Raw genomic sequence first — 10528 nt, 5'->3', positions numbered from 1 at the left:
GATCGGCTCAAGGTCTACGCGTTGCCGAGCGTTTTTTTTTCGCCGACGCCGCCGGAGTGACTAGGGCAACGAGGGCGTGGGTCCGTCCCAGACGGCTGTGGCCGCCGTTCGGCGCCCACAGCTGTCCTAGATCTGCCTGAAGAGCACTAGGCGATGTCGCGCTTCCGGGTGATCAACGTGCCGACGGTGCCGAGCACGACGGCCCAGACGATGAGCACGAGCGCGCCCGCCCAGCGCGGCGGCAGGTCGGTGTCGCCGAGCTGGGTGGCCAGGCCGCCGACGACGTGCATGGACGCCAGCGGCGGGATGTAGACGGCGCTCTCCAGGACCCAGTCCTTCTTGATCACCAGCTCGTGGATCAGGGTGAGGAAGATGATCGCGGCCCAGGTGCCGACGGTGTACAGGACCGCGGCGGTGATGGTCGCGCCGATCTGGCTGCGGATCAGCACGCCCACGCCGATGCCGAAGACCGCCCACAGGACGTACACCAGCAGGTTGAGCAGGATGGCCTGCTGCGCGGTCCAGTGCCCGAGGCTGTTGGTGAGGTTCTCGGCGCCGAAGTAGAGCACCCCGCCGACGATCGAGATCGCCGTGGTGATCACCCAGAACAGCACGCCCGCGAGACCCGCGGTGATGAGCTTCGCGGTGATGACCCTGGTCCGCTTCGGGGTCGCGAGGAACGTCGCGGTCGCGGTCTGGTGGTAGAACTCGTTGGTGATCACCAGGATCGCCAGGAGCATCACCAGCAGCAACCCGAAGAACTGGCCCGAGGTGTAGATGTTCGCGGCGTACTTGGCGAGCTGGCCGGCGGCGTGCGCATTGGCGACCCGGGCCGCCTCCTCCTGCTCGTACTGCCGCTGGCTCGCCTCGAACTCGGCGCGCTGCTCCTCGGTGAGGTTCGGCGGCGGGTCGCCCTGCGGGTAGGCGGTGAAGTTGTTGGTCAGCTCCGACTTCGTCTGCTCGATGTTGATCCAGATGGCGAGGGCGGTGAAGACCAGCGACGTCAGCAGGAAGATCCACCACATGTTCGTGGTGCGCAGCTTCAGCAGCTCGCTGCGGATGAGCCTGATCATGCCGCCACCTCCGCTTCGCTCCGGCGCCGGCATGATCCAGACACTGTGCTCACGATGAGCAACTCCTCGCTCCGCTGCGGGTCGCTCATCGGATCGCTGCCTTTCCCTGGGTCAGCTCGAGGAAGACGTGCTCCAGGTCGGGCCGTTCGTTGACCAGCTCGTGCAGCTCGATCCCGGCGGTGATCGCCAGGTGGCCGACGGCCGGGGCGTCCAGTCCGGTGATCACGTGGCTGTCGTTGCCGTTGGGCTGGATCGTGGCGCCGGCCTCACGCACGGCGGTGACCAGTTCCTGCAGGTTGGGGGTGCGGACCCGGGTGCGCGGCGCGCTGGAGCCGCCGCCGACGATCTGCTCGACCGGCCCCTGGGTGACCAGCTTGCCCGCGGCGATGATGACCACGTCGTCGGCGAGGATCTCCATCTCCGACAGCAGGTGGCTGGAGACCAGCACGGTGCGCCCCTGCTGGGCCAGGCCCTGCAGCAGCCCGCGCATCCAGCGGATGCCCTCCGGGTCCAGGCCGTTGGCGGGCTCGTCGAGGATCAGCACCTGCGGGTCGCCGAGCATCGCCTGGGCGATGCCGAGCCGCTGCTTCATGCCCAGCGAGTAGCCGCGGAACTTGCGCTTCGCGGCCGGGGTCAGCCCGACCAGCTCCAGCATCTTGTCGACCTGCGAGTCGGGGATGCCCGCCGCGGCGGCGACGATGCGCAGATGGTTGCGCGCGGTGCGGCCCTTGTGCGCGGCCGAGGCCTCCAGGATCGCGCCGGCCAGCCGCAGCGGCTCGGCCACGTCGGAATACCGCTGGCCGCTGATGGTCGCGGAGCCCGACGACGGGGTCACCAGATTGAGGATCATGCGAAGCGTGGTGGTCTTGCCGGCGCCGTTGGGGCCCAGGAACCCGGTCACCCGCCCCGGCTCGACCACGAACGACAGGTGGTCCACGGCCGTGACGTTCTTGTAGCGCTTCGTCAGGTCGGAGACCACGATCTGTCCGTTGGACAACGTGCCGCTCCCTCCAAGAGAGTGAAGCCGTCAATATGGCACGTCCCGGCAACTCAGGGAGCCCCGCCCCGGCACCGGATCAAGGCGAGGAAAACTCGCCCATAGCGCACCGTATCCACGTATACACGAAAGGTGGCTTTCAGGATCGCGGTCGTGGCGCTGCTGCTCTTTCCGGCGACCGTGCTGGCGGGGGTGAGGGAGGCCGCCGCGGAGATCGTGTCGCCGTTCCGCCCCGTGTACTCGGTCAACGACAGCGGGTCGGTCGTGCTGCGCGGCAACGCCAACCTCACCTGCGACGACGCCGGCCCGGCGTGCGCGGCCGCGAGGAACGGCACCGGCACCGGGGGAGCGCTGAACAACAACGGCCACCGGATGCGCGACGTGGACGTCGACGCGGAGGCGTCGTTCAACTCCAGCACCGCCGACCTGCCCGTCCCCGCCGGGGCGACCGTCCTGTACGCCGGGCTCTTCTGGGGCGGCGACACCGCGCCCGGCACCGGCACCCCGGCGCGCGACGAGAGCCGCCGCGGCACGGTCCGGTTCAAGGTCCCCGGCGGCGACTACCGGACGGTCACCGCGAGCCGGCTCACCGACGTCACCACCTTCCCCGGTCACCGGCCGTACCAGGGCTACGCGGACGTGTCCTCGCTGGTCGCCGGGGCCGGCGCCGGCACCTACGCGGTCGCCGACATCCAGGCCGCCACCGGCGTCAACGACCGCTACGCGGCCTGGTCGCTCGCCGTGGTCCTGCACGACCCGGCCCAGCCGGTGCGCAACCTGGTCGTCTACGACGGCTTCGGCTCGGTGCGCGGCATCACGCCCGGCGACGCCACCGTCACCATCCCCGTGACCGGCTTCCAGACCCCGCCGACGGGCGCCGTCACCACCAGCCTCGGCGCGGTCGCCTACGAGGGCGACGCCGGCAGCGGCGGCGACAGCATCCGCCTCGACGGCACGCCGCTGACCGACGCGCTCAACCCGGCGACGAACTTCTTCAACAGCTCCACCACCGACCACGGCACCGCGGTCACCGCCCGCAACCCGGCCGACGCCAACCTCCTCGGTTTCGACATCGACCAGGTCGACGCGAGCGGCGTGCTGGCCAACGGCGCGCACAGCGCGACGATCACCCTCGCGACGACACCCGTCACCGGCGAGACCTTCTATCCCGGCGTGATCACGTTCGCCACCGACCTCTACGCCCCCCGGCTGACGGCCGTGAAGACCGCCACCGACGTCAACGGCGGCACCCTGGAGCGCGGCGACGAGATCAGGTACACGGTCGAGGTCGGCAACGACGGGCTCGCCCCCGCCGAGGACGCCCGGCTCGCCGACGCGGTGCCGCCCGGGACGTCGTTCGTCCCGGGCAGCCTGGAGATCGACGGCGCCGCCCAGAGCGACGCCGAGGACGCCGACCGGGCCGAGTTCGGCGACGGGGTCGCCGTCTTCCGCGTCGGTGCCGGCGGCGACGCCACCCACGGAGGCCGCCTCGCGGTCGGCGACCGGGCGGTGGCGAGTTACCGCGTCACGGTCTCCGGCGCGTCCGGCGCCACGGACCTGCGCAACGTCGCCCACGCCGGCGCGACCGGCGCGGACACCGGGGTGAAGCTGCGCTCGCCGTCCAACCCGGTCACCTCCGCCCTGCCCGCGGCGTCCCCCGACGGCGCCGACCTCGCCGTCGCCCTGTCCGGCCCGCTGGTGTCGCAGGGTGCCGGCGCGGTCCTGCTGCCGGTCACGCTCACCAACACCGGCCCGGCCACCGCCACCGGCGTCACCCTGACCGTGACCCTGCCGCCCGGCGTCACCGGCGACGGCACGGCCGGCACCGGGACCTGTGCCTGGGCGGGGCAGCCGGGCCGGACGCTCACCTGCCCGGTCGGCACGCTCACCGCCGGCGCCACGTTCACCGCCGGCGTCGCGGCGACCGTCACCGCCGGCGCGGCGCACCACACCGAGATCACCGCGGCCGTCACGTCGGCCGCGGACCCGGTGGCCGCGAACGACACCGCGATCGCGGCCGTCGTGCGCAACGCCGCGCCCGCGACCGTCCCCGACACGGCGACCGTCGCGGCCGGCGGCACCGTCACGATCCCGGCCGCCGCCAACGACACCGACCCGGACGGCGACACCCTGCGCGTCGTCGGCATCGCCACGCCACCCGCCGGCGGGCACGCGGTCGTCGACGCCACCGGCGCGATCCGCTACACCGCCGGCCCGGGGACCGGCACCGACACGTTCTCCTGCACGGTGGCCGACGCCAACGGCGGCACCGCGACCGCAACGGTGACGGTGACCGTGACCGCGGGTGCCCCGCCCGCCGGGAACACCGCGCCGGTCGCCGCCGCCGACACCGTGACCGTCTCCGCCGCCGCGGCGTCCGTGACGTTCGACCCCGTGGCCAACGACACCGACGCCGACGGTGACCCGCTCACCGTCATCGGCACGAGCGCCCCGGCCGGCGGGACGGTCGCGCTGACGGCGGCGGGGCTGCTCGTCTACACCCCGCGGGACGGCTTCCGGGGTGCCGACAGCTTCACGTACACCAGCGGCGACGGCAGGGGCGGCAGCGCCACGACGACCGTGACCGTCACCGTCGCGGACCGCGCGCCGGTCGCCGCCGCCGACGAGCGCGCCACCCCGGCCGGCACCCCGATCGACGTGGCGGTCCTCGCCAACGACACCGGCCCGGACCCGGCCGGCACGCTCACCGTTGACGCCTTCGACGCCACCACCGCCCACGGCGGCACCGTCACCCGCGCCGGCGGCGTGCTGCGGTACGCGCCGGCGGCCGGCTTCACCGGTGCCGACACCTTCACGTACACCGTGGGCGACGGCAACGGCGGGACCTCGGCGGGCACGGTCACGGTCCGGGTCGGGACGGCCGGTGCGCCGGCCCCCCGCGCGGACGCCGCGAGCACCCCGACCGGCACCCCGGTGACCGTCGCCGTCCTGGCGAACGACCCCGGGCCGGGGCTCACGGTCACCGCGGTCACGCCCGGCGCGCACGGCACGACCGCCGCGGGCGCGGACGGCGCCGTCGTCTACACGCCGGAGACCGGCTTCTCCGGCGTCGACACGTTCGGCTACGCCGTCTCCGACGGCCGGGGCGGGCTCGGCACCGCGACCGTCACCGTCACCGTCTTCAACCAGGCCCCGGTCGGTGTCGCCGACACGCTGCGCGCCCCCGCCGGGGGCACCGTCGTCGTGCCGGTGCTCACCAACGACACCGACGCCAACGCCGACCCGCTGCGGGCCGTCGCCGCCACCGGCGCCGCGCACGGGACGCTGCAGATCGTCGCCGGCACCGTCCGCTACACACCGGTGGCCGGTTACCAGGGCGCCGACGCGTTCACGTACACGCTGAGCGACGGCAACGGGGGGACCAGTACCGCCGCGGTGACCCTGACCGTCGGGGGCGGCGCCCCGGTCGCCGGCGCGGACAGCGTGACCACCACCGCCGGCGTCGCCGTGACCGTGACGGTGATCGGCAACGACAGCGACCCCGACGGCGACCCGCTCACGGTCGCCGGCGTGACCCAGCCGCCCGGCGGCACCGCCACGCTCAACGCCGACGGGACCGTCACGTACACCCCGGCGGCGGGTCGCACGGGGACCGACACCTTCACCTACACGCTGCGCGACGGCACCGGCCTCAGCTCGACCGGTGCCGTCACGGTGACCGTGACGGCACCCGCCGCCGGTGGCGCGCCGGTCGTGGTCAGCACGCCGACCCTGACCACGCCGAGCGGCAGCGGGGCGCGGACGATCACGCCGCTGGACAACGTCAAGGACCCCGACGGCGACCCGCTCAAGGTCCTCGCGGTGACCCAGCCGGGCAACGGCACCGCCGTGCTCAACGCCGACGGCACCGTCACCTACACCCCGGACAAGGGCTTCGCCGGCGCGGACGCCTTCGGCTACACCGTCACCGACGGCACCTCGTCCGTCGCCGGCACCGTCGAGGTGATGGTCGGCTCCGTCGACCTGCCCGTCACCGGCGGCGCGGCGGCGCCGCACGCGATCGCCGGCCTGCTCATGCTGCTCGCCGGCTGGCTGCTGCGGGTCGTCACACCCGGTCGGCGACCCGGATCACGTGCTTGAGCCCCGACCACACGTCGTCGATCGCGCAGACCTTGACGTCCACCCGGCCGTGCGCCAGGGCGAAGTCACGGACGTGGTTCTCGTCCAGGTCGGTCGCCAGGCCCGAGGCGCGCTTCGGCCACGCGACCCACAGCGCGCCGGCCGGTGGTGTCAGCCGGTGCAGCGCCGGCCAGCGCCGCCGCAACCGGGCCTGATCAGGGCAGAAACAGACGATCACGTCGTAGAGCCCGGGCGCGGTGCGGCGGTGCAGCACCACGTCGGAGGGCAGCTCGCGCAGCTCGAACCCGGCCGGTGCCCCGTCGAGCAGCACCCGGTGCCCGGCACTGACGCCGAGCTTCTTGGGCAGTGGAGTCCCTGAATATCCCGCCATGCCTGACCACGGTAGTCATCGTTCACCCGCCAGCCATGCGGGTAACCAGTCACCGTCAGCCAGCCGCAGGGGTCGAGCCTTACACCGAAAGCATGACGATTCTCGCCGTCGCCGCCGACCCGGTCGGGGTCGACGAAACCGATCGCTACACCCTGCTGGTGGCCACGGACGGTGACCAGGTCCGGGCCGCACAACGGCTCCGCCACGACGTGTTCGCCGGTGAGCTGGGCGCCGCACTGCACTCCGGGACCCCGGGCCTGGACGTCGACGCCTTCGACGAGTACTGCGACCACCTCATCATCCGCGAGGAGCGCACCGGCGACGTCGTCGGCACCTACCGGATGCTGCCGCCGGACCGCGCGGCCGCCGCCGGCGGGCTCTACGCCGACACCGAGTTCGACCTCGCCGGGCTGCACCAGCTGCGCGGCGACCTGGTCGAGACCGGCCGCTCCTGCGTGCACCCCGACCACCGCAGCGGTGCGGTGATCAACCTGATGTGGGCCGGGATCGCGCGGTACATGCACCTGCACGGCCACCGCTGGCTCGGCGGCTGCGCGTCGGTGCCGGTCGCCGACGCCCCCGGCGTGTGGGACCTGGCCCGGCGCAAGCACCTCGTGCCGCCCGCGTGGCGGGTCAAGCCGCGCAACCCCCTCGCCCTGGACGGGCCGGTGCCGGCCAAGGTCGACGTGCCGCCGCTGCTCAAGGGGTACCTGCGGCTCGGCGCCTGGGTCGGTGGCGAACCCGCCCACGACCCGGACTTCGACTGCGCCGACTTCTACGTGCTGCTGTCGCTGGACCGGGTCAACCCGCGGTACATGCGGCACTTCCTCGGGCAGGACCTCGGCCGGGCGGCGACGCCGTGACCGTCGTGGACTCGCTCTGGCTGCCGCGCTCGACCTGCGACGTGAGCTGCCTGCCGGCCCGCTCCGACGAGCACGTCCCGGTCGCGACGATCCTCAAGCGGGTCGTCGTGACCGGGTCGGTCCTGCTCCTCGGGGTCCTCGCGGTGCCCGTCCTGGCCCTGCTGCCGCAGCGCGCGCTCATCGCCGTCCAGCGCCTGCTGGCCCGCGCGATCCTCGCCGGGCTCGGCATCTCCCACCGCGCGGTCGGGCGGATCCCGCAGGGCGGCGCGCTGCTCGTGGCCAACCACGTCTCGTGGCTCGACGTCGTCGTGATCCTGGCGCACGCGCCGGCCAAGCTGCTGGCCAAGCGCGAGGTCCGGGGGTGGCCGCTGATCGGCCGGCTCGCCGCGACGCTCGGCACGGTCTTCGTCGACCGGTCCCGGCCCAAGACCCTCCCGGCCACCGTCGGGCGGATCCGGTCGGAGCTCGCGGCCGGCGGCGTGGTCGCCGTCTTCCCGGAGGGCACCACCTGGTGCGGCCGGATGGGCGGCACGTTCCGCCCGGCGATGTTCCAGGCCGCGGTCGACGCGTCCGCCCCGGTCGTGCCGGTCCGGCTGAACTTCGCCCAGGGCGGGACGCCGACGACGCTCGCCGCGTTCATCGGCGACGAGACGCTGGTGACCTCGCTGAAGCGGGTCGTCGCGGCCCGCGGGCTGTCGATCGAGCTGCGGGCGCACGCGAAGCTGTATCCCGAGGTGTCCTCCTCGCGCCGGGTCCTCGCCCGGGCGGCGACGTCGGTGGTGGCCGCGTAACGACCCCTCCCACCCGACAGTCGCGATGTATCGCGTTTGTCTGCTACCTTCGGTGGCATGACGACGTGGAACATCGCCGAGCCCACGCGGCTCGACCTGAAAGGGGAGGTCAAGGACCTCCAGGTGCGGCTGGTCGGCGGGCGGGTCAACGTCGTCGGCGCCGAGGGGCCCCCTCGCGTCGAGGTCTCCGCGATCGGTGAGCGCCCGATCACGGTCACCCTCGACGACGCCGGTGTCCTGCGCGTCACGCACGGGAGCATCCCCAGATGGCCCGGCTTCCTCTGGTGGCTCTTCCACAGCCGGTTCAAGGTCGACGTCTCGGTCATGGTGCCGCCGCAGACCCCGGCCTCGCTGCGCGTCGTGTCCGGCTCCGTCATCGTCTCCTCGCTGCGCGACGGCGTCCGGGTCGATACCACCAGCGCCCGCGTCACCCTGCTCGGCCTCGACGGCCGCGTCTCGGCGAAGGTGATCTCCGGCTCCATCGAGGCGCTCACCCTCGACGGCGAGGTCGACCTGGAGACGGTCTCCGGCGAGATCGTCGTGGCCGACTCGACCGCCCACAAGGTCCACGCCCGCGCGATCTCCGGCTCGATCACCTGTGACCTGGACAACCCGCCGGTCGGCACCGACGTGCGGCTCGACACCGTCTCCGGCCAGATCACCGCCCGGGTCCGCGAGGACAGCGACCTGCGCGTCCAGCTCAGTGCCGTCTCCGGGCGGGTGGTCAGCGCCTTCCCCGGCCTCGACCGGGTCGGCCGCAACGCGGTGGTCGGACAGCTCGGCGCGGGCACCGGCCGCATCGCCGCCAACGCGACGTCTGGCACGATCACCCTGTTGCGCAGGCCGGTCGAGGAGGACGTTTCGTGAGTGCTGTCTTCAGTCACGGCCGTCTCCGGTTGTACCTGCTGAAGCTGCTCGCCGAAGGACCACGCCACGGGTATGAGCTGATCCGGCTCCTGGAGAACCGCTTCCACGGCCTGTACGCGCCCTCGGCCGGCACCATCTATCCGCGCCTGCAGCGGATGGAGGCCGACGGCCTGGTCAGCCACACCGCGTCCGGCGGGCGGAAGGTCTACGACATCACCGACGCCGGGCGGGCCGAGCTCACCCAGCGGGCCGCCGAGCTGGCGACCCTCGAGACCGACATCAACGCCTCCCTCGCCGACCTGTCGACCCTCGCCGACGAGGTCGAGCAGGGCGTGCACGGCTCCGTGCGCGACCTGAAGCGGGAGCTCAAGGAGGCCGGCAAGCAGGTCCGCAACGCCGGGACCGCCGCCGGGACCGCCTGGGGCTGGGGCTATCCGCCGCGCCCCGGCGCCACCGCCCCGTCCAGGCCGGCGCCCGCGCCCGGCGACGCCGCGGCCGAGCTGGAGGAGAAGGCCGCCCAGCTGCTCGCCGAGGTGCGCCGGCTGGCCCGCGCCGGCCGCGCCGGCCAGGAGACGATGCGTGCCACCCTGGTCGTCCTCGACGGCGCACTGGACCAGGTGCGGCGGCTCCTGCGCTAACTTTGGGGTGACGGAACGGTTGCTCAGGAACTTCCCAGGCAACCATCAGCCCCACTCCAGCAGGAGGCGGAAAGATATGCGCATGGGGGTACGAGGCGGCGTCGCACAATCCGGGGGTGCTCCGTCGCCAGGCGTGGCGCAGGCTGAGGCGAGACTGCTCGTGGTGGAGGACGATCCAAATATCCGCGAGCTCCTCTCGGCCAGCCTGCGTTTCGCCGGCTTTGCGGTTGACGCGGTGACCACCGGTGCCGAGGCGGTCACCGCTGCCCGCGAAGCCAAGCCCGACCTGGTCGTCCTCGACGTGATGCTGCCCGACCTCGACGGTTTCGAGGTCATCCGGCGGCTCCGCGAGGGTGGCGTCCGGCTCCCCGTCGTGTTCCTCACCGCCCGTGACGGCACCGAGGACAAGGTCCGCGGGCTCACCCTCGGCGGCGACGACTATGTCACCAAGCCGTTCAGCCTGGAGGAGCTCACCGCGCGCATCCGCGCCGTGCTGCGCCGCACCGCCGGCGACCCGGGCCCCAACCGGCTGGTCTTCCACGACCTGGAGCTCGACGAGGAGACCCACGAGGTGTCCCGCGCCGGGCAGACGATCGCGCTGTCGCCGACCGAGTTCAAGCTGCTGCGGTATCTGATGCTCAACGCCGGCCGCGTGCTGTCCAAGGCGCAGATCCTCGACTTCGTGTGGAACTACGACTTCCGCGGCGACGACAGCATCGTGGAGTCGTACATCTCCTATCTGCGCCGCAAGGTGGACATCGCCGAGCCGCGCCTGATCCACACCCTGCGCGGCGTGGGCTACGTCCTACGCCTGCCCGTCTGAGGCCC

9 protein-coding genes are annotated in these 10528 nt (G+C 73.0%); 6 read left to right on the top strand and 3 right to left on the bottom strand.

Annotated features, from left to right (window positions below):
- Positions 1–146: 146 nt before the first annotated feature.
- A complete protein-coding gene (locus tag ACZ6TV_RS15050; RefSeq protein ID WP_465297741.1) occupies positions 147–1073 on the bottom strand; it encodes an ABC-2 transporter permease in 927 nt (308 codons plus the stop codon).
- Positions 1074–1158: 85 nt separating this feature from the next.
- Positions 1159–2070 (bottom strand): ABC transporter ATP-binding protein, encoded by a 912-nt coding sequence (locus tag ACZ6TV_RS15045; protein WP_465297740.1) that lies wholly within the window; start codon positions 2068–2070, stop codon positions 1159–1161.
- 132 nt (positions 2071–2202) lie between these two features.
- On the opposite strand from ACZ6TV_RS15045, the gene ACZ6TV_RS15040 reads away from it, so the two are divergent.
- On the top strand, positions 2203–6171 hold the full coding sequence (locus ACZ6TV_RS15040) for a beta strand repeat-containing protein (protein WP_465297739.1): 3969 nt from the start codon (positions 2203–2205) through the stop codon (positions 6169–6171).
- Here the strand turns inward: ACZ6TV_RS15040 and ACZ6TV_RS15035 are convergent.
- A complete protein-coding gene (locus ACZ6TV_RS15035; protein ID WP_465297738.1) occupies positions 6137–6541 on the bottom strand; it encodes a DUF3052 domain-containing protein in 405 nt (134 codons plus the stop codon). The genes ACZ6TV_RS15040 and ACZ6TV_RS15035 overlap by 35 nt on opposite strands.
- 92 nt (positions 6542–6633) lie before the next feature.
- On the opposite strand from ACZ6TV_RS15035, the gene ACZ6TV_RS15030 reads away from it, so the two are divergent.
- The 5 genes from ACZ6TV_RS15030 (at position 6634) to ACZ6TV_RS15010 (ending at position 10523) form a co-directional block, all read left to right on the top strand.
- Positions 6634–7404 carry a GNAT family N-acetyltransferase gene (locus tag ACZ6TV_RS15030; protein WP_465297737.1) on the top strand — a complete coding sequence of 257 codons (771 nt, stop codon included), beginning with the start codon at positions 6634–6636 and terminating at the stop codon, positions 7402–7404.
- The gene (locus ACZ6TV_RS15025; protein WP_465297736.1) at positions 7401–8195 is read left to right on the top strand and encodes a lysophospholipid acyltransferase family protein; all 795 of its coding nucleotides are present in this window, start codon (positions 7401–7403) and stop codon (positions 8193–8195) included. The genes ACZ6TV_RS15030 and ACZ6TV_RS15025 overlap by 4 nt, the downstream gene beginning before the upstream one ends.
- 57 nt (positions 8196–8252) lie before the next feature.
- Entirely contained in the window at positions 8253–9062 is an 810-nt protein-coding gene (locus tag ACZ6TV_RS15020) for a DUF4097 family beta strand repeat-containing protein (protein ID WP_465297735.1), read from the top strand.
- Positions 9059–9700, top strand: a complete 642-nt coding sequence (locus tag ACZ6TV_RS15015; protein WP_465297734.1) for a PadR family transcriptional regulator — start codon at positions 9059–9061, stop codon at positions 9698–9700. The genes ACZ6TV_RS15020 and ACZ6TV_RS15015 overlap by 4 nt, the downstream gene beginning before the upstream one ends.
- An 82-nt stretch (positions 9701–9782) precedes the next feature.
- A complete protein-coding gene (locus tag ACZ6TV_RS15010) occupies positions 9783–10523 on the top strand; it encodes a response regulator transcription factor (protein ID WP_465297733.1) in 741 nt (246 codons plus the stop codon).
- Positions 10524–10528: the final 5 nt, after the last annotated feature.

The sequence above is a fragment of the Dactylosporangium sp. NPDC051087 genome, assembly GCF_055586325.1.
Note: the sequence above shows the minus strand (reverse complement) of the source record. Positions and strands in the feature narration are given on the sequence as shown.

Bases quoted from the DNA above. Each gene is read 5' to 3' on its own strand.
- ACZ6TV_RS15050 (WP_465297741.1), bottom strand. From the start codon at position 1,073: ATGATCAGGCTCATCCGCAGCGAGCTGCTGAAGCTGCGCACCACGAAC.
- ACZ6TV_RS15035 (WP_465297738.1), bottom strand. From the start codon at position 6,541: ATGGCGGGATATTCAGGGACTCCACTGCCCAAGAAGCTCGGCGTCAGT.
- ACZ6TV_RS15030 (WP_465297737.1), top strand. From the start codon at position 6,634: ATGACGATTCTCGCCGTCGCCGCCGACCCGGTCGGGGTCGACGAAACC.
- ACZ6TV_RS15020 (WP_465297735.1), top strand. From the start codon at position 8,253: ATGACGACGTGGAACATCGCCGAGCCCACGCGGCTCGACCTGAAAGGG.
- ACZ6TV_RS15010 (WP_465297733.1), top strand. From the start codon at position 9,783: ATGGGGGTACGAGGCGGCGTCGCACAATCCGGGGGTGCTCCGTCGCCA.